The organism is Luteimonas marina (assembly GCF_007859325.1).
In the GTDB taxonomy this organism is placed as follows: domain Bacteria; phylum Pseudomonadota; class Gammaproteobacteria; order Xanthomonadales; family Xanthomonadaceae; genus Luteimonas; species Luteimonas marina.
Genome location: NZ_VOHK01000001.1, coordinates 548,715 through 566,634 on the forward strand (window position 1 = coordinate 548,715; position 17,920 = coordinate 566,634).

At 64.6% G+C, this 17,920-nt stretch carries 15 protein-coding genes; 8 read left to right on the plus strand and 7 right to left on the minus strand.

What is annotated here, in order from left to right; all coding sequences use genetic code 11:
• Positions 1-10: 10 nt before the first annotated feature.
• The 3 genes from FQY83_RS02570 to FQY83_RS02580 all read right to left on the minus strand — a co-directional run bounded on the left by FQY83_RS02570 (position 11) and on the right by FQY83_RS02580 (position 4,364).
• Entirely contained in the window at positions 11-1,168 is a 1,158-nt protein-coding gene (locus FQY83_RS02570) for an isovaleryl-CoA dehydrogenase (protein WP_146384737.1), read from the minus strand.
• 195 nt (positions 1,169-1,363) lie between these two features.
• Positions 1,364-2,464, minus strand: coding sequence for a Glu/Leu/Phe/Val dehydrogenase dimerization domain-containing protein (locus tag FQY83_RS02575; RefSeq protein WP_146384739.1), 1,101 nt, complete (start codon positions 2,462-2,464; stop codon positions 1,364-1,366).
• Between the two features lie 337 nt (positions 2,465-2,801).
• A complete protein-coding gene (locus tag FQY83_RS02580; protein ID WP_146384742.1) occupies positions 2,802-4,364 on the minus strand; it encodes a phospholipase D family protein in 1,563 nt (520 codons plus the stop codon).
• A gap of 201 nt (positions 4,365-4,565) precedes the next feature.
• Here FQY83_RS02580 and FQY83_RS02585 point away from each other — a divergent pair, with 201 nt between their 5' ends.
• From FQY83_RS02585 to FQY83_RS02595, 3 genes are read left to right on the plus strand one after another with little or no spacing between them, the layout of a single operon-like run.
• Positions 4,566-8,144 (plus strand): methylmalonyl-CoA mutase family protein, encoded by a 3,579-nt coding sequence (locus FQY83_RS02585; protein WP_146384744.1) that lies wholly within the window; start codon positions 4,566-4,568, stop codon positions 8,142-8,144.
• 31 nt (positions 8,145-8,175) lie between these two features.
• Positions 8,176-9,465 carry an AAA family ATPase gene (locus tag FQY83_RS02590; protein ID WP_146384746.1) on the plus strand — a complete coding sequence of 430 codons (1,290 nt, stop codon included), beginning with the start codon at positions 8,176-8,178 and terminating at the stop codon, positions 9,463-9,465.
• Positions 9,462-9,998, plus strand: coding sequence for a DUF4276 family protein (locus FQY83_RS02595; RefSeq protein WP_146384748.1), 537 nt, complete (start codon positions 9,462-9,464; stop codon positions 9,996-9,998). The genes FQY83_RS02590 and FQY83_RS02595 overlap by 4 nt, the downstream gene beginning before the upstream one ends.
• A gap of 67 nt (positions 9,999-10,065) precedes the next feature.
• Here FQY83_RS02595 and FQY83_RS02600 read toward each other — a convergent pair whose 3' ends face one another.
• The 3 genes from FQY83_RS02600 to FQY83_RS02610 all read right to left on the minus strand — a co-directional run bounded on the left by FQY83_RS02600 (position 10,066) and on the right by FQY83_RS02610 (position 11,797).
• On the minus strand, positions 10,066-10,296 hold the full coding sequence (locus tag FQY83_RS02600) for a hypothetical protein (RefSeq protein WP_146384750.1): 231 nt from the start codon (positions 10,294-10,296) through the stop codon (positions 10,066-10,068).
• Between the two features lie 601 nt (positions 10,297-10,897).
• The gene (locus tag FQY83_RS02605; protein WP_146384752.1) at positions 10,898-11,317 is read right to left on the minus strand and encodes a VOC family protein; all 420 of its coding nucleotides are present in this window, start codon (positions 11,315-11,317) and stop codon (positions 10,898-10,900) included.
• Between the two features lie 78 nt (positions 11,318-11,395).
• Positions 11,396-11,797 carry an RcnB family protein gene (locus FQY83_RS02610; protein ID WP_158636412.1) on the minus strand — a complete coding sequence of 134 codons (402 nt, stop codon included), beginning with the start codon at positions 11,795-11,797 and terminating at the stop codon, positions 11,396-11,398.
• Positions 11,798-12,082: 285 nt separating this feature from the next.
• Between FQY83_RS02610 and FQY83_RS02615 the strand changes: the two genes are divergently transcribed.
• The 5 genes from FQY83_RS02615 (at position 12,083) to FQY83_RS18015 (ending at position 17,448) form a co-directional block, all read left to right on the plus strand.
• Positions 12,083-12,958, plus strand: a complete 876-nt coding sequence (locus FQY83_RS02615) for an acyltransferase (protein ID WP_146384756.1) — start codon at positions 12,083-12,085, stop codon at positions 12,956-12,958.
• 208 nt (positions 12,959-13,166) lie between these two features.
• A complete protein-coding gene (locus tag FQY83_RS02620; protein ID WP_158636413.1) occupies positions 13,167-14,690 on the plus strand; it encodes a beta-N-acetylhexosaminidase in 1,524 nt (507 codons plus the stop codon).
• Positions 14,691-15,093: 403 nt separating this feature from the next.
• Positions 15,094-15,789, plus strand: coding sequence for a class I SAM-dependent methyltransferase (locus tag FQY83_RS02625; protein ID WP_146384760.1), 696 nt, complete (start codon positions 15,094-15,096; stop codon positions 15,787-15,789).
• Between the two features lie 351 nt (positions 15,790-16,140).
• Positions 16,141-16,977, plus strand: coding sequence for an amidohydrolase family protein (locus FQY83_RS02630; protein WP_202878145.1), 837 nt, complete (start codon positions 16,141-16,143; stop codon positions 16,975-16,977).
• A gap of 105 nt (positions 16,978-17,082) precedes the next feature.
• Positions 17,083-17,448, plus strand: coding sequence for a GFA family protein (locus FQY83_RS18015; protein ID WP_484496920.1), 366 nt, complete (start codon positions 17,083-17,085; stop codon positions 17,446-17,448).
• Here FQY83_RS18015 and FQY83_RS02640 read toward each other — a convergent pair.
• A complete protein-coding gene (locus tag FQY83_RS02640) occupies positions 17,424-17,912 on the minus strand; it encodes a hypothetical protein (RefSeq protein WP_146384764.1) in 489 nt (162 codons plus the stop codon). The genes FQY83_RS18015 and FQY83_RS02640 overlap by 25 nt on opposite strands.
• Positions 17,913-17,920 lie beyond the last annotated feature (8 nt).

Below are 17,920 nucleotides of genomic sequence, written 5' to 3' on the forward strand. Positions count from 1 at the left end.
TGCAGGCGGGTCAGTAGTTGCCGGCGAACAGCTCTCGGCCGATCAGCATGCGGCGGATCTCGTTGGTGCCGGCGCCGATGGCGTAGAGCTTGGCGTCGCGCAGGATGCGGCCGGTGGCGAATTCGTTGATGTAGCCGTTGCCGCCCAGCGCCTGGATCGCTTCCAGCGCCACCTGCACCGCGGCTTCCGAGGCGTGCAGCAGGCAGCTGGCGGCGTCGATGCGCGACTTGTGGCCGGCGTCGTAGTCGCGCGCGACCTGGTAGGCGAAGGCGCGCGAGGACTGCAGCGCGGTGTACATGTCGGCGATCTTGGCCTGCATGATGCCGAAGGTGCCGATGGCGGCGCCGAACTGGCGGCGCTCGCGCACGTAGGGCAGGGCGATGTCGAGCGCGGCCTGCATCAGGCCCAGGGGGCCGCCGCTGAGCACCAGCCGCTCGGTGTTGAGGCCGCTCATCAGCACCTTGACGCCGTTGTTGACCTCGCCCAGCACGTTCTCGGCGGGGATCTCGCAGTTCTCGAACACCAGTTCGCAGGTGTTGGAACCGCGCATGCCGAGCTTGTCGAGCTTCTGCGCGGTCGAGAAGCCCTTGAAACCCTTCTCGACGATGAAGGCGGTCATGCACTTGCTGCCCAGCTCGCGGCTGGCGGTGCGCATGTAGACCACCAGCACGTCGGCCTCGGGGCCGTTGGTGATCCACATCTTGTTGCCGTTGGCGATCCACACGTCGCCGCGCAGTTCGGCGCGACAGGACATCGAGCCGACCACGTCGGAGCCCGCGCCCGGTTCGCTCATCGCCAGCGCGCCCTTCCATTCGCCGCTGCAGAGTCTGGGCAGGTATTTCTCGCGCTGCGCCTGGTTGCCGTTGGCGCACAGGTTCGACACGCACAGGTTGGAATGCGCGCCGTAGCTCAGGCCGACCGAGCCGGAGGCGCGCGAGATTTCCTCCATCGCCACGAGGTGGGCGAGGTAGCCCATCTCGCTGCCGCCGAACTCGGCGGGGACGGTCATGCCGAGCAGGCCGAGCTCGCCCAGTTTGGGCCACAGGTCCTGCGGGAAGGCGTTGTCCTCGTCGATCTTCGCCGCGCGCGGCGCGATTTCGGCCTCGGCGAAGCGGTGGACCGCCTCACGTAGTGCGTCGAGTTCCTCGCCCAGCGGGAATGTCCGCATGCTGTCCTCCCCGGAGAAATGGTTTCACATGCTACAACGGGGCCGAGGCCCCGTTGCAATCGTGGTTCGTACCCGCAAAGAGCTGCCGCCCGGTGCCGTCATTCCCGCGAAAGCGGGAATCCAAGGACGTTGACCTGCAAGGGAACCAAGGTCCATGGATTCCCGCTTTCGCGGGAATGACGGCATTTTTACGGATCAGAGCCCCCGCACCCGCCCCTGGAACCGCGGCGTGCTGCGCCCCATCGGCAGCTTGAGCCGGCCGATGGTCTCGATCCGCTCCTCGGCCAGCCGGTCCGCCGCCTGGTAGGTGGGGATGCCGTCGCGCTCGGAGATCTCGAAGATCCGCGTGAGGTTGTGGTAGATCGTGCGCATCATCCGCATCGCGCGCTCGCGGTTGTAGCCGTCGATCTCCAGCGAGATGTTCATCACGCCGCCGGCGTTCACCGCGTAGTCCGGCGCGTACAGGATGCCGCGCTTGGCCACCTCGTCGCCGATCGCGTTGTTGGCCAGCTGGTTGTTGGCCGCGCCGCAGATCACCTTCGCCTTCAGGCGGGGCAGGGTGTCCTCGTTGATCGTGCCGCCGAGCGCGCAGGGCGAATAGACGTCGGCGTCGACGTCGTAGATCTCGTCCAGCCCCACCGCCTCGGCGCCGAGTTCGCTCACCGCGCGCTCGACCAGCGCCTTGTTGATGTCGGTGACGAAGAGCTTCGCGCCGCGCTCCTTGAGCAGCTTCGCGAACTCCATGCCGACGTGGCCCAGGCCCTGCACGGCGTAGCTGTACTTGCCGACCTCCTCGTCGCCGAACTTCTTGTTGAGCGTCGCCATCAGGCCCTGCAGCGAGCCGTAGGCGGTGAACGGCGAGGGATCGCCGGAGCCGCCGTGCACCTGGTGCACGCCGGTGACGAACTGGGTCTCGCGGTAGACGTATTCCATGTCGTTGACGTCGATGCCGACGTCCTCGGCGGTGATGTAGCGCCCGCCCTGGGAATCGACGAACTGGCCGAACGCGCGGAACAGCGCCTCGGACTTGTCGGTCGCCGGGTCGCCGATGATCACCGCCTTGCCGCCGCCGAGGTTCAGGCCGGCGACCGCGTTCTTGTAGGTCATGCCGCGCGACAGGCGCAGCACGTCGTCCAGCGCGTCCTGCTCGGTCTTGTACGGCCACATCCGAGTGCCGCCCAGCGCCGGGCCGAGCACGGTGTTGTGGATCGCGATGATGGCCTTCAGGCCCACGTCCTGGTTGTGGCAGAACACGACCTGTTCATGGCCGTAGGTACCGAGCTGTTCGAAGATCATGGATAAAACTCCGTCGCGGGCGCCGCGCGTGCTGCGTGCGGGGCCTCGGATCGCGGTGGCAAGTGGTTGATTCGGCTGGAAAGTCGGCCCGGAAGCGGGCGAGGGTGCGTGACAGGCGCGGCATTCTACGCCCCTCGTCCGTGAAATGCCCGCCAAGGGGTCAGAGTCGACTCTGACCCCGGTTTTCCCTGCTGCCGCCGATCGGATCGCTCTTGCCCGTCATCCCCGCGAAGGCGGGGATCCAGCGTCTTCTGCTTCTTCAAAAGGCTTGAATCCACTGGATCCCGCCTTCGCGGGGATGACGGCGGTTCTCCGGCGTTGCCTCGCGCGCAGGAGGCTAGAGCTGCGACTCCACCGGCAGCCAGCGCACCACGCGCGCCAGCGTGCGCTGCCAGAGCGAGGATTCGGGCTCGTGGTCGAGGACCACCGGCGGATCGGCGGCGCGGTCCAGCCAGCGCACGCGACCCTCGTCGTCGAGGTAGACCCAGTAGCTCTTGTCCGGCCCCGACAGGCGCAGGTACTCGTCGCGCAACGCCTGCGCCAGCCCCGGATCCTCGAACAGCACGCCCATCTCCGTGTTCAGCTCGATCGAGCGCGGGTCGATGTTGAACGAACCGATGAAGCCATGGCGATCGTCGACCACGAAGGCCTTGGTATGCAGGCTGGCGCCGCTGCTGCCGAACAGGCTGGCGTCCGACGACGTGGCCTGCGGCTGCATCTCGTACAGTTTCACGCCGGTCTGCAGCAGCGGCTTGCGGTAGCCGGCGTAGCCGCCGTGGACGGCAACCACGTCGTTGGCCGCGAGCGAATTGGTGATCACGCCCACGTGCGCGCCGCGCTCGCGCACCAGCGAGGCGAAGCCGGCTACGCCCTCGTCGCCGGGCACGAAGTAGGGCGAGATCAGCAGCGCCTTGTGCTCGGTCTTGCCCAGGATGTCGGCCAGTTCCGCCACCAGGCCCTGCGTGCGCGCCTGCGCCTTCCATTTCAGCGGTGGATCGGACAGCACGCGGATGCGCTCGATCCAGTGCGGCGCGAGCTCCTGCGCGAAATAGGCGCGCAGGCTCGGCGACAGGTCGACCTGGTCGAGGTAGCGCCGCGCCATCTCGCCGCGGGCCTCTTCCTTGATTCCGGCGAGCACCGCATCGAGCCTGTGCCTGGGCTTGCGGTTGAGCTGCGCGATCGGCACCACCGCCTCGCTGTTCCAGAACTCGTCGAAGATCGCGCTGGCCTGCTCCACCGCCGGGCCGAACAGCAGCACGTCGAGGTCGCGGAAGTTGGTCTCGCCGTGCGCGTCGAAGTACTCGATGCCGATGTTGCGCCCGCCGACCACCGCCACGCGCCCGTCCACGATCCAGGCCTTGTTGTGCATGCGATAGGTGACGCTGAACATCCGCTGCACCATCTCCAGCACGCGCGCCACGCCGTCGCGGTTGCGGAACGGGTTGTAGACGCGGATCTCGATGTTCTCGTGCGAATCCAGCGCCAGCAGCGATGCATCCATGCCGGCCGTGTTGATGTCGTCCAGCAGCAGGCGCACGCGCACGCCGCGTTCGGCCGCCTGCCACGCTTCGTACATCAGCAGGTGGCCGGTGAGGTCGTCGTGCCAGATGTAGTACTGCAGGTCGAGGCTGCGCCCGGCCCGGCGCGTGGACAGGGCGCGCGCGGCGAAGGCGTCGATCCCGTCGGGCAGCATGATCGCGCCGGTCCTGCCGGGATTGCGCGCCAGCATCGGCTCAAGTTCGCGGTCGATCGCCGTCTGCCCGGGCACGATCGGCAGCGCGTACCCCTTGTCGCCGGTGGCCGGCGGCATCAGGTGGTCGGCGAGCAGGATGCCGCTGGCGACCAGCGCCGCGAGCGAGAACAGTCCCCACGCGAGGATGCGTTTGATGCGCTTCTTCATGATCCCGGCCCAGTGTCGCGAGGCAGTATCGGGGCCGCCTTGGCTGGCGACAAGACGTGTCGGAAAACCGGGGTCAGCGTCGACTTGTCTTCCGACAGGACTTTCCTCCGACGCAAGGCCAAGGGGAAATGTCGGCTCCGACCCCGGTTTTCAGGCCCCGCGCTACAATCGGTCGCATCTGAAATCATGCCGGAGCGCGCCATGGGCACGCCAGCCAACCGACTCCCGGAACGCCAGCCCGACGCCACCCCGCTGCGCTTCGTCACCGCCGCCAGCCTGTTCGACGGCCACGACGCCGCGATCAACATCATGCGCCGCCTGATCCAGGCCCAGGGCGCGGAAGTGATCCACCTCGGCCACAACCGCAGCGTCGAGGACGTGGTCCGCGCCGCGCTGCAGGAAGACGCCGACGCCATCGCCCTGTCCAGCTACCAGGGCGGCCACGTCGAGTACTTCAAATACATGGTCGACATGCTGCGCGAAAAGGGCGCCCCGCACATCCGCGTCTTCGGCGGCGGCGGCGGCACGATCACGCCCGAGGAGATCCGCGAACTCGAAGCCTACGGCGTCGAGCGCATCTACCACCCCAACGACGGCATGAAGATGGGCCTCGTGGAGATGATCGAGGATGTGGTGAAGCGTGCCGGCGAAGTGCGCGATGCGCACGACCGCTACGCCAATGTCGAAGTCCCCGCTATCGACGACGAAATCGGCATCGGCCGCGTCCTCTCGGCCATCGAGGATGGCACGTTGCCGGAGTCCGAACTCTCGAAGCTGCGCAAGCAGTGGCAACTGGCCAGCGGCAAGACGCCGGTCGTCGGCATCACCGGCACCGGCGGCGCCGGCAAGTCCAGCGTCACCGACGAACTGCTCAACCGCTTCCTCGCCAGCTTCCCCCGGATGCGCATCGCGGTGGTCTCGGTCGATCCCACCCGCCGCCGCAGCGGCGGCGCGCTGCTCGGCGACCGCATCCGCATGAATTCGCTGCGCAGCCATCGCGTCTACATGCGCTCGATGGCCACGCGCCGGCAGAACGTCGCCACCAACGCCGTGCTCAAGGACTGCATCGCCTTCCTCAAGGGCCTGGGCTACGACCTGGTCATGGTCGAGACCGCCGGCATCGGCCAGAGCGATTCGGAGATCGTCGACCTCGTCGACTTCCCGATGTACGTGATGACCAGCGACTACGGTGCCGCCAGCCAGCTCGAGAAGATCGACATGATCGACTTCGCCGAACTGATCGTGCTCAACAAGTACGACAAGCGCGGCGCCGAGGACGCCCTGCGCGACGTGCGCAAGCAGTGGAAGCGCAATCGCGTGGCCTTCCAGGTGAAGGACGAGGACGTCCCCGCCTATCCCACCATCGCCAGCCAGTTCAACGACCCCGGCATCAGCTGGATGTTCGTCAACCTCTGCCGCCTGCTGCGCGAAAAGCTGGGGGCCGACTTCAACCCGGCCATCGACACCAGCCTCAAGGAGCCGCGCGCCACCGTCCTGATCCCCGGCAGCCGCGTGCGCTACCTCGCCGAGATCGCCGAGCAGGGCAGGGCGATCAACGCCGGCATCGAAAAACAGGCCGAAGCCGCCGACCGCGCGCAGTCGTTCTGGGAAGCGTTGAAGGAACTCGAAGACCCAGCGCTTCCGAAGGCACTCGACCTCTACGATGCTTCCGATGTCATCCCGAGCGCAGCGAGGGATCTTGCCGCCGATGCCAGTCAACAAGATTCCTCGGCTTCGTCCTGGGATGACGATGTTGTCGTTGATAGCTCCCTCCTCACCCTGCGCCAACGCTACAACGACGCCGTCCAGTCCCTGACCAGCGAGAACCTCCGCAACCTGCGCGAGTGGCCTCAGCGCCTCAAGTCGATCACCGACGAAGTGACCGAATACCAGGTCCGCGGCAAGCCCATCCGCGTCGACAACTACCGCCAGTCCCTCAGCCACCAGCCCATCCCCAAGATCGCTGCCCCCACCTACAAGTCCTGGGGCGAACTCCTCGCCTTTCTCGGCAAGGAAAACCTCCCCGGCAGCTATCCCTACACCGGCGGCGTCTACCCCTACCGCCGCACCGGCGAAGACCCCATCCGCATGTTCGCCGGCGAAGGCACGCCCGAGCGCACCAACCGCCGCTTCCACTACCTCAGCGTCGGCCAGCCGGCTGCGCGCCTGTCCACCGCCTTCGACAGCGTCACCCTCTACGGCGAAGACCCCGCGCCGCGCCCCGACATCTACGGCAAGATCGGCAACTCCGGCGTCAACATCCCCACGCTGGACGACATGAAGAAGCTCTACTCCGGCTTCGACCTGTGCGCGCCCACCACCAGCGTCTCGATGACCATCAACGGCCCCGCGCCGATGATCCTCGCGCTGTTCATGAACACCGCCATCGACCAGCAGGTCGAGAAATACCTGAAGCAGGACGACGCCCGCTGGACCGAAGCGCAGCGCAAGATCGACGCCTTCTTCGAAGGCCGCGAGCGCCCGCAGTACCACGGCGACCTCCCGCCCACCAACGACGGCCTCGGCCTGGCCTTCCTCGGCATGACCGGCGACCAGCTGGTCGACGCCGACACCTACGCCCGCATCAAGGCCGAAACCCTCTCCACCGTCCGCGGCACCGTCCAGGCCGACATCCTCAAGGAAGACCAGGCCCAGAACACCTGCATCTTCAGCACCGAGTTCGCGCTGCGGATGATGGGCGACATCCAGCAGTACTTCGTCGACCACAAGGTTCGCAACTTCTATTCGGTGTCGATCTCCGGCTACCACATCGCCGAGGCCGGCGCGAACCCGATCAGCCAGCTCGCCTTCACCCTGAGCAACGGCTTCACCATCGTCGAGTACTACCTCGCCCGCGGCATGAAGATCGACGACTTCGCGCCCAACCTGTCGTTCTTCTTCTCCAACGGCATGGACCCCGAGTACACCGTCATCGGCCGCGTGGCCCGCCGCATCTGGGCAAGGGCGATGCGCGAGCGCTACGGCGCCAACGAGCGCAGCCAGATGATGAAGTACCACATCCAGACCAGCGGCCGCTCCCTGCACGCGCAGGAGATCCAGTTCAACGACATCCGCACCACCCTGCAGGCCCTGTACGCCCTGTTCGACAACTGCAACAGCCTGCACACCAACGCCTACGACGAGGCCATCACCACGCCCACCGAAGAGAGCGTGCGCCGCGCCGTGGCGATCCAGATGATCATCAACAAGGAACTGGGCCTCAACTTCATCGAGAACCCCTGGCAGGGCAGCTTCGCCGTGGGCTACCTGACCGACCTGGTGGAAGAGGCCGTCTACAGGGAATTCGAGGCCATCAGCGAGCGTGGCGGCGTGCTGGGCGCGATGGACACCATGTACCAGCGCGGCAAGATCCAGGAAGAGAGCCTGTACTACGAGCACAAGAAGCACGATGGCAGCCTGCCGCTGGTGGGGGTGAACATGTTCCTGCCCAAGGAGCACGGCGGGGAGGTGGCGACCGAGATCGAACTGATTCGCAGTACCGAGGAAGAGAAGGGGCAGCAGATCGAGAACGTGCGCGGCTGGCAGCGCTCACGCAACCGCCTGGCGCCGGAAGGGGAGACCGGGCACGGGCATGTGGTCGAGGATGAAACCGTCGCCGGGGAACTGCACGATGGCCACGGGCTGGCGTATCTTCAGCGGACGGCGCGGGAGAGGCGCAATGTGTTCGAGGCGTTGGTGGAGGCGGTGAAGACGCATAGCCTGGGGCAGATCAGCCATGCGTTGTATGACGTGGGCGGGAAGTATCGGCGAAATATGTGATCGCTGCGGATAAAGCGTAGGAGACGAAAGGATGTTACGCAACGTTACTGTAGAAGGCTTTCGCTCACTCCGAAGTTTTAGAATGGAGATAAAGCCGGGGCTTAACATATTGGTGGGGCCGAATGGTGCCGGTAAAACAAATATAATCCTGTTTTTCGATTTTCTCCGAAACTTAACGGGGTCTTCTTTGTCGGATGCGATCGGACGGGCGGGTGGAATTGCACAGGTTTTCGCAAAGCGAGGTAAGAATAGTTTTGCGGACACTATAGTGGTTTCGCTCCAAGGGATCGTACAGGTTGACGAAAGCCAATATCCTTATTCTCTCGATCTTGAGTTGAATTTTTCGCAATCAAGGCAAGATGTCGTCTTCTGTCGGCAGGAACTTAAAGTAGATCAGATTTCTCAAGTGACGCGGCGATCAAGCGTTTACATGCATGTAATTTATGAACCGCCAACTAGCCCAGATTCAGGTGGGATAAGAATTCTGAAATTTCCAGAGCCAGAAAGGAATACTCGCAGTTGGGTGAGGGAAGAGATAAAACGTCTTGAGAAGAGGAACATCTTCTCGACGAATTGTGTGCTTTCGTTCCTTCAGCATGTGGATGAGGCCTTGGCTACTGTTGCTGCAGATTTTTCTGGAAGATTCATTTTGAACGTGGTCCCTAGCCACGTGAAAAAGCCAGAAGATAGCACTCGGGAGCCAGGTATTGATTCTGATGGATCGGGTCTATCTGCCACCTTGTATGCGATTAAAAAGAAGAGATCGATAGCGGGAAGCCGGGCTCTTAGGCCATTTCTCCGAATGAGCGATCTTCGCACTCCCGAATGGAGTGGCGTTATGGATCTCGTCCGAGTGGCGGTGCCATCGATAGAAGACATCGATGTGGAAAACGATCCTTTCGATAATCTTCTGCGATGTCGAATTACTGTTGGAAAAGGAAACAAGTCGTCCGTCGTACCCCTTGGAGCACTATCAGACGGGACTGTAAAATGGATGTCGCTAGTCGTTAGATTGCTCACGTCCCGTGAAGCGCTCTTGCTAGAGGAACCGGAGAACTATCTTCATCCTCTGATGCAGCGGGAAATCGTTCGGCTCCTGCGAGATTCGGTGGGTTCGTCGTCTTTCATGATGTTATCGACGCATAGCGAAACACTTCTTAATGCAGTTCGTCCTGATGAGCTCATTGTGGTCGGCTATGAGAAAGGCGGAACCAAGGCCAACAGAGTGTCGAATTCGGCAGATGTGGAGGCTGAAATCAACAGAACCGGCTTCGGTCTCGGTTACTACTATCTAGCAGATGCTGTGGAGTCATGCCGATGAAGCCGGCATTTCTCGTTGACGGCGTCACGGAACAGAAGTTCATACAGACCATTTGCAAGGATCGACCTGTCAAGATCATAAATTGCAATGGTGATTCAGTGTCAGCAGAAGCTATTGCGAAGCGGGCAGCGTCGCTGATTCGGCTCTGGGGAGGGCGCTGTTTTCCCATCGTCATCTTGGTAGACCGTGAGTCGAGAGGAGAATCTGCTGAGAATTTCTGTGCCACGCTGGTTGACTCTATTCGAGACGAAGGCATCGAAGATCAGTTGATCGTCGGAGTGGCAGACAGAATGATCGAGAATTGGATGCTTGGGGATCCCGATATCTGGCCTGATGCGGAAGATTTAGATGATGTTGATGGCTTCCGTGGATCATCCGTGGTCAAGCAACGGATGCCCGAATATGGAAAGGCAGCAAATGGTCCGAGTTTGCTTGCTCGATGTAAAGCAAGTGCAATTTCATTGCGTAGTCGATCCTTCCGTACATTCATTGACCAACTGTCGCTGTTGAGGTGCGCGTGGTTGCGGCGTTAACCGCCAAAATAATGGGGGCAGGTTCATTTTCCCGAGGCCGCCGCCGGCCTCTCGCGCGACCTGACTTTCATGCTCCGGCCAATGAGATGGTCTCGATGCTCCGGCGGAAGCGGTCGTTGTCGAATGCCTTGCTTTGTCGGGTATGGGCGCGTAGCGCGTCGGCATCGGCGTGGTCGGACTCGGCGTCGAACGGGGCGCGATAGGCGCGCAGGTGGGTGAAAAATGGGTCAGATTCATTTTTCAGATGTTCGGGAACTGATCTTATGGAAAGTAGAAGCAATCGCGTAGTCTCGTTCATATCAAATCTAATGCCGTCGTATCACGGTTGTAGGGTAGGTGATGAGTGGTGCGCAGAGTCATTGGATGACGGGACGCTCATACTCCCGATAGCCGACGGCGTTGAAGATTCGGATCAGGCTTGGGTCAAAGTCAGGTGGCAAGGTTCTTCTCATCGTCAGTCAGAGATGCTGGCTGACAATTTGGCTACTGTCGCAGTTATTCGGCACGTGAGCTTGCATTACGCCGGACAGCCGATCGATCGGTCGGCTCAAGAAATCGAGTTTCTTTCGCGCCACTACGAATTCAAGACTGGCGGAAGTTTGTATCTACCTTATGAGAGGGCGCCGAGTGGTCTCGTGGCAAGTGTGGCCAACGCCGTCGGGCGGCTGGGAGAAGCTGCAGTAATTGAGGTGCTCAAAAAGGCGGCAGGATTTTAATGTCCGGCAAAAACGGAGTCCAAAAATGGGGTTAGGTTCACTTTTCCCCGGAAAGGGTCTCAGAGACACTTTCTGGATGATCAGTTGACGACTATCGACCCAACAGACTGCGGGATGTCGTGCCAAAAAAGGGTCAGGTTCATTTCCCCACGCAGGAAAAATGAACCTGACCCCATTTGCTCCTCAGGTCTCCGGCGCCCGCATTTCGCAGTTCACCATCCACGACACGCCGAAGCGGTCGGTGCACATGCCGAAACGTTCGGCCCAGAATGTCTTCTCCAGCGGCATGGCCACCTTGCCGCCTTCTGAAATTCCAGCGAACAGGCGTTCTGCTTCCGCCACGTCCTGTGTGTTGATCGACAGCGAGAAGCCGCCGAACGGCGCGGCGTGTTCGGGCGGGCAGTCCGCGCCCATCAGGATGGAGCCGTCGGGGAAGCGCAGCGTGGCGTGCATGATCTTGCTGCCGTCGCCGCCCGGCGCCTCGTCGACCATCGGCGACTCAGCCCAGGTGTGGCTGAACAGGCAGTCGGCGCCGAGCGCCCGCTGGTAGAAGTCGAAGGCGGCCTTGCAGTCGCCGTTGGGGAAACTGAGGTACGGATTCATGCGGCGGTCCTCGGGGCGGGCAGGTGGGAGTGCCGGATTCTAGCGCCGCCCCGGGGCCGGTTTGGTCTGGCGGTTTCCTCAGTTGCCCAGGATCCTGGCCACCAGGCCGGTGGCCAGTTCGATCATGTAGTAGGTGTCGTCCTGGGGATGCGGACGCACGTAGGTGTAGCCGGCAGGCGGCGCGGCCAGGCCGTAGGCGCGGTAGTCGTTGATGTAGTAGCGCGACTGGCGATACTCCACCGGGATGTGCTGGCCGCGGGCCCAGCGGCGATGGGCCTTCCGGTCTTCGCGCACGGCCTTCCAGTAGGCCTTCTCGGCCTTCTCGTAGTCCTTGCGGGCGCGCTTCTCGGCCTTGCCGCGCTCCTTCCAGTAGTCGCGTTCGGCCTTCCGCTCATGGCGGTCGTGATCCCGAGCGTCCACGGCGCCGGCGGCGGAGGCGGCGAAGGTGGCGAGCGCGGCAGCGAGCAGGATGCGTTTCATGGCGGCGACCTCGTGACTGGAGGGAACGGGGTCCATCCTGTCGGAAGCGACGTGAATGCAGGTCCGACGGGGGAACTTTCTGGATCGAGGTGCAGGCGGCAGTCAGCAAGGTCGAGGCGGCGTGGCGGTGGAAGAGGGGGCGCAGGGAATTCATCCGGCACCCCCTCGATTCGCACCACGGCTATCCGCCGATCTGATGATCGCGTGCCGCTGCAAAACCTCTCCAGCGCAGGCCGCGCCGCTCCACTGCTACCCTTGCGGCCCCTCCGGCGAAACCATGGCCCGATGACATCGCTCCGCGTCGCGTTGATCTTCCTGGCCATCGTCGCCAGCACCGTGCTGCATGTGCCGCTGCTGCTGGCGGCGGCGCTGGTGAAGGCGCTGCTGCCGTCCGCGCGCCTGCGGCGGGCGTTCAATTCGGTGCTGACGGGGCTCGCCGAGAACTGGATCTCCTTCAACACCTGGCTGATCGACCGCTACAGCCTCGCGCGCTTCGAGGTCTCCGGGCTGGAGGGACTGCAGGTCGATGGCCACTACCTGGTGCTGGCCAATCACCAGAGCTGGGTGGACATCGTGGTGCTGCAGAAGGCGCTGAACCGGCGCATTCCGCTGATGCGCTTCTTCCTGAAGCGGCAGCTGTTCTGGGTGCCGCTGCTGGGGCTGGCGTGGTGGGCGCTGGATTTCCCGTTCATGGGGCGCCACACGCGCGCGCAGATCGCGCGCAACCCGGAACTCGGGCGGCGCGACATGGAGGCCACGCAGCGGGCCTGCGCGAAGTTCCGCGACATTCCGGTCTCGGTGATGAACTTCGTCGAAGGCACGCGCTTCACGCCGGGCAAGCACGCGCGGCAGGCATCGCCGTACCGGCACCTGCTCAAGCCCAAGGCGGGCGGGGTGGCGTATGTGCTGGAGGCGATGGGCGATGCGCTGCACGGCATCGTCGACGTGACCATCGCCTATCCGGGCCGCATCCCGACCCTGCTCGACCTGATGGCCGGTCGCGTGCCGGCGGTGCACGTGTCGGTGCGGCAACGACCGCTGCCGCTGGAGATCCTCGCCGGCGGCGAGAGCGACGATCGTGTCCGGCGCGCACGATTCCAGCAATGGATCAACGCGCTCTGGCAGGAGAAGGATGCGGAGCTGTCGAAGGTGTTGGACTAGACGCCGGGCGGGAAGAAGGCAAACCCGATCCTGTTCGGCTGCAGGCGAATGAAGTCCATTCCGGTCATTGATGGAAGCGGTCTCGGACACGACCGGGACACGGGATGTCCTTCGAGAACATCGATCGAAAGCAGGGGCAGGTGGACATTTCCGCGCCTTGCAGGGAAAGTGCACCTCACTTTCGTTCCCCGTGCGGTGTATGACGTCCATGAACTTCAAAGCCTTGCTGTTCGGCCTGTTGACCGTCGCGAGCATCGGTTGCAGTGAGTCCCCGGCCGCCGCCGCTTCCGTTGCTTCCGCGCCCGCGGCGCATCTCGTGCCGGTGCCGCAGTCGGCCAAGACTCACCCTGGTGAGTTGGGATTGTCGGCCGCGGTGAAGCTGGATGTGGATGCGGCGGCGCCCAACGCGCGGCGCACGCTGGAGGAAGCGCTGGCCGGGTTGGGCATCGCCATCGACGATGCGGCGGCGACGCGCATCCGGCTGCAGCTGACGGACGATGCGGCGCTGGGCGAGGAGGGCTATCGACTGGTGGTGGCCGATGACGTGCAGCTGAGCGCCCGGACCGATGTCGGCCTGCTGCATGCGGTGCAGAGCCTGCGCCAGTTGCTGCCGGCGCAGGCGCAGCAGGCGTACCGGCTGCCGCGCGTCGAGATCGTCGATGCGCCGGCTTACCGCTGGCGCGGCCTGTCGCTGGACGTGGCCAGGAGCTTCCTGTCGGTCGAGTATCTGGAGAAGACCATCGATCGCATGGCGTTCTTCAAGCTGAACCGGCTGCACCTGCACCTCACCGACGACCAGGGCTGGCGCATCGAGATCAAGCGCTATCCGAAGCTGGTGGAGATCGGCGGCGCCAGTGCGGTCGAGGGCGGGCGCAGTGGCTGGTACACGCAGGAGCAGCTGAAGCACCTGGTGGCCTATGCGCAGGCGCGCGGCATCACCATCGTGCCGGAGATCGACCTGCCCGGTCACGTGCAGGCGGCGCTGGCGTCGTACAACGAGCTGGCCTGCGACGACGTGGAGAACCTGTCGCCCTATTCGGGGCTGGAGGTGGGTTTCAGCGTCCTGTGCCTGGACAAGCCGGACGTGGTGTATCCCTTCGTCCGCCATGTGCTGGAGGAAGTGCTGGCGATCTTCCCGTCGCAGGAGATCCACGTCGGCGGCGACGAGATCAAGCATCCGCTGTACGCCGATTTCGTGGCCCGGGCCGCGGCGATGGTGGACGAGATGGGGCGCACCGCCATCGTCTGGGAAGAGGGTTCGGTGGCCGACACCAAACCCGATGTCCTGCTGCAGCTGTGGAACGACAGCTACGACATTGCCGCGGCGGTCGAGAAGGGGCATCCGCTGATCCTGTCGCCGTGCTCGTATTTCTACATCGACCACGGCAATTACGCGGGCCAGCCCCAGACCTACGACTGGTGCCGCAAGGAGGGCGTACCGCTGGCGCGGCTCTACAGCTTCGACCCCGCGCCGTTCAGGACCGCGGTCGGCATCGAGGCGGCGCTGTGGACGGAACTGGTGCACACCGACGAGGCCGCGGACAACCGCCTGTGGCCGCGTCTGGCCGCGTCGGCGGAGCTGGCCTGGAGCCCGGCTGGACAGCGCAGCTACGAAGGTTTCCGGCAGCGCATGGGTGCATTGCGCACGCATCTGGATGCGATGGGAATCCGTTACCACCCCGAGCCGGATCTGGGCTGGGCGGATGCGGAGACGGAAGCCGCCGCTCCCTGAAGGGAACTTCCGGAAATTGTCATTGGCTCTGCGGGAAACCCCGACTTTGCTGGGGGACGTCCCGAGGTTTGCCCCGTGCTTGACCAGCCTTCGGCTGTTGTAGAGCGCTTCGCAGGCGCAGGCTCCATACCGTGGTCGGTTTCACGGCCTGCGATGTCGGAAGAGGTCGTCATCCCCGCGCAGGCGGGGATCCAGCGTCTTTGCATAGAGCAAAATGGATCCCGGCTTTCGCCGGGATGACGATGGCTTTTGCTTCTGCGATCGCGAAAAGGCCCTTTGAGGGCCAGCGATCGCTGCTGGATTTCTCACTGCGTTCGAAATGACAGATCCGGGATTCCCGGAGATTCCATGAAGCCGGTTCTGTACCCTGTCACCCACCCCCGACGTCAGGAGAAGCGGCAGGATGCAGACCGACGAACTCGTATCGCTGTTCGACCAGCAGGCGGCCGGCTACGACCAGCAGTGGGCGAAGACCGCGTCGATTCGCGATTGCCTGTACCTGATGCTGGTGCCCCTGTTCGCGGGGCTGCCCGCGCAGGCGCGGGTGCTGTGCGTGGGCGTGGGGACGGGCGTGGAGATGGCGCACCTGGCACGGACGTTCCCGCAGTGGCGCTTCACCGCGGTGGAGCCTTCGTCGGCGATGCTCGAGGTCTGTCGCCAGCGTGCGGAATCGGACGGGTTCGCCGACCGCTGCAGCTTCCACCACGGGTTCGTGGACTCGCTGCCGGGGGACGCGGCCTACGATGCGGCGACCTGCTTCCTGGTGTCGCAGTTCCTGCTCGATCGCGATGCGCGCGTGCGCTTCTTCGCCGACATCGCGGCGCGGCTGCGCCCGGGCGGGCTGCTGGCGAGCTCGGACCTGGCCAGCGACGTCGCATCGCCCGCGTACGCGGTGCTGTTGCCGGCGTGGATGCGGATGATGCGCACGGCCGAGGTCTCGGACGAGGAGGTCGAGCGCATGCGCGCGGCGTACGCGCGCGACGTCGCGATCCTGCCGCCGGCGCAGGTGGCGTCGATCCTCGAAGAGAGTGGTTTCGCCGACCCGACGCAGTTCTTCCAGGCGGGGCTGATCCATGCCTGGATGAGCCGGCGGGCCTGATTCGCGGATGTCGTCATCCCCGCGAACGCGGGGATCCAGCGTCTTTGCATGGATCAAGACGGGTCCCCGCGTTGGCGCGAATGACGATGGCATTGTGCCGGCCATCATCGCGCCTCACGACTATGCGGAGCGCACGCGCGAATGAAGGATCTTGCGCGCGGAAATGGGGATTGCACCTGCGCTGGCGGCGGCTGCGCCCGCGCTGATGGAAGGCCGCGCGCGCCTCGCTGGAAGGATGCTGGGCGCTGCCGATCGTCCTGCCCGGAGCAAGACTGGCCGGGGCTTGCACGGCGATCCACGTCCGGTGGGTCGCGTAGACTGCGGACACCGATTCGATCGAGGAGAGGGGCGTTGCGGACACTTGCATGGTTCCTGCTGCTGGTGAGCGGTGGGGCCGCAGCCGCCAGCCCGGCGTTCGACGTGCACGTGCACCTGCGCGAGGGCGAGGCGTCGCTGCGTGCCTACCAGGCCGATGTCGAGGCCGCGGGCATCGAACTGGCGGGCGTGGGCGCGATGTGGTTCGGCGGGCCGCACCAGGCGAGGCAGGGCGAACTGGAGAAGATCCGCGCCGGCAACGACGGCGTGATCGCGCTGGCGGCGAAGCATCCGCTGGTGCTGCCCATCGCCACGGTGCATCCCTACGACGAGGCCGCGGCGATGGAGGAACTGGCGCGCGTGGCCGCGGCCGGCGTGCGCGTGCTGAAGCTGCATGCGCATACGCAGGGCTTCGACGTTTCCGACCCGCGCGTCGAGGCGCTGGTGCGCAAGGCCGGCGAGCTCGGCGTGATCGTGCTGATGGACAACGCCAACATCCTGCCCGGAGACAGCGAGAAGCTGTTCAACCTCGTGGTGCGCGTGCCCGGCACGACATTCGTCCTCGCGCACATCGGCGGCATGAACTTCCGTTTCTGGAACATCCTCGCGCTGGCGCGCACCGCCGACGGTTTCGCGATGGACAACCTGTACTTCGACATCTCCGGACCGGTGCTGCTGGCGGCCGATTCGCCGATCGAGGCCGAGTTCGTCTGGACGCTGCGCAACGTCGGCATCGACCGCGTGCTGCTCGGATCGGACTATCCGCAAATGGGGCTGGGTGCGATGGCGGATGCGCTGGAGCGACTCGACCTGAGCGACGAAGAGAAGGACAAGATCCGCGTCGGCAACGCGCGCAGGTTGTTCGGCCGCTGAAAGGCAGGAGTCGGATCAGGGTTCCCCATCCGATCCCGACCACTGCCAGCGAGCCACACCATGGACCAGTACACCGGCGGTTGCCTTTGCGGCGACGTGCGCATCATGGCATCGGGACGTCCGTATCGCGTCGGCCTCTGCCATGGCCCCGATTGCCGCAAGCACCATGGCGCGCCATTCCATGCTTCCGCGGTGTTCCCCGGGGATGCCGTGGCGATCGAGGGCGAAACCAGCGCGCCGGAGGTTTCTTCTGCCCGCGCTGCGGCTCGCCCGTGTTCCCGCGCAGCGCGGATGAAATCGAACTCGCAGCGCGGGAAAAGGCGAGGATCGAGTGCACTTGCCCGGGTTTCCGCGCGCCCCGGTGCCGGCAAGGAACAAGCCGGTCCCCGTTCGTTCCCGCCGGTTCGCTGCCGTAGGGCCGTGAAGCCCTCCGGCGCGCGACCGCCTCAGGTGCGGCGCAGTTTCAGGTAGGCGTCGTAGATGCCGTCGTCGTCGCCGCCGTCGAAGTGCAGGGCGGGGAAGAAGAACGGATTGCTGCCGTTGGTGCTGGCGTCTGCCTGCGCCTGGTTGAGGCTGAGCTGGCGCGTCCCGCCGATCTGGTCGTCGGCGCCGATCAGGTCCACCAGGTAGCTGACGCCGATGGCGATGACCGCGGCCCCGGCGACGATCCAGCCGGCAACGCCGCCGGCGGCCGCGGCCTTGGTGGCGACGGCCGTCAGCGCGGCACGCACCTTGTCGGTGGTGTCGCTGACGTCGCCGAGGTCGTGCTCGAAGCAGGTGGCGGCCACCAGGACGTTGGAATCGATCGCGCGCGGGCCGGCGAACCCGAACAGCCGCAGGTTCTCGTCGCCGGACTGCGGGCGGGTGTCGCCGTCGTCCACGTCCTCGTAGACGGGGGTGTGGAAGCCGACCGCGGCGGTTCCGCTTTCGGCCATCGCCCAAG

Bases quoted from the DNA above. Each gene is read 5' to 3' on its own strand.
- FQY83_RS02615 (WP_146384756.1), top strand. From the start codon at position 12,083: ATGACATCGCTCCGCGTCGCGTTGATCTTCCTGGCCATCGTCGCCAGC.
- FQY83_RS02595 (WP_146384748.1), top strand. From the start codon at position 9,462: ATGAAGCCGGCATTTCTCGTTGACGGCGTCACGGAACAGAAGTTCATA.
- FQY83_RS02580 (WP_146384742.1), bottom strand. From the start codon at position 4,364: ATGAAGAAGCGCATCAAACGCATCCTCGCGTGGGGACTGTTCTCGCTC.
- FQY83_RS18015 (WP_484496920.1), top strand. From the start codon at position 17,083: ATGGCATCGGGACGTCCGTATCGCGTCGGCCTCTGCCATGGCCCCGAT.
- FQY83_RS02625 (WP_146384760.1), top strand. From the start codon at position 15,094: ATGCAGACCGACGAACTCGTATCGCTGTTCGACCAGCAGGCGGCCGGC.
- FQY83_RS02570 (WP_146384737.1), bottom strand. From the start codon at position 1,168: ATGCGGACATTCCCGCTGGGCGAGGAACTCGACGCACTACGTGAGGCG.
- FQY83_RS02600 (WP_146384750.1), bottom strand. From the start codon at position 10,296: ATGAACGAGACTACGCGATTGCTTCTACTTTCCATAAGATCAGTTCCC.
- FQY83_RS02620 (WP_158636413.1), top strand. From the start codon at position 13,167: ATGAACTTCAAAGCCTTGCTGTTCGGCCTGTTGACCGTCGCGAGCATC.
- FQY83_RS02585 (WP_146384744.1), top strand. From the start codon at position 4,566: ATGGGCACGCCAGCCAACCGACTCCCGGAACGCCAGCCCGACGCCACC.
- FQY83_RS02610 (WP_158636412.1), bottom strand. From the start codon at position 11,797: ATGAAACGCATCCTGCTCGCTGCCGCGCTCGCCACCTTCGCCGCCTCC.
- FQY83_RS02575 (WP_146384739.1), bottom strand. From the start codon at position 2,464: ATGATCTTCGAACAGCTCGGTACCTACGGCCATGAACAGGTCGTGTTC.
- FQY83_RS02605 (WP_146384752.1), bottom strand. From the start codon at position 11,317: ATGAATCCGTACCTCAGTTTCCCCAACGGCGACTGCAAGGCCGCCTTC.
- FQY83_RS02590 (WP_146384746.1), top strand. From the start codon at position 8,176: ATGTTACGCAACGTTACTGTAGAAGGCTTTCGCTCACTCCGAAGTTTT.
- FQY83_RS02640 (WP_146384764.1), bottom strand. From the start codon at position 17,912: ATGGCCGAAAGCGGAACCGCCGCGGTCGGCTTCCACACCCCCGTCTAC.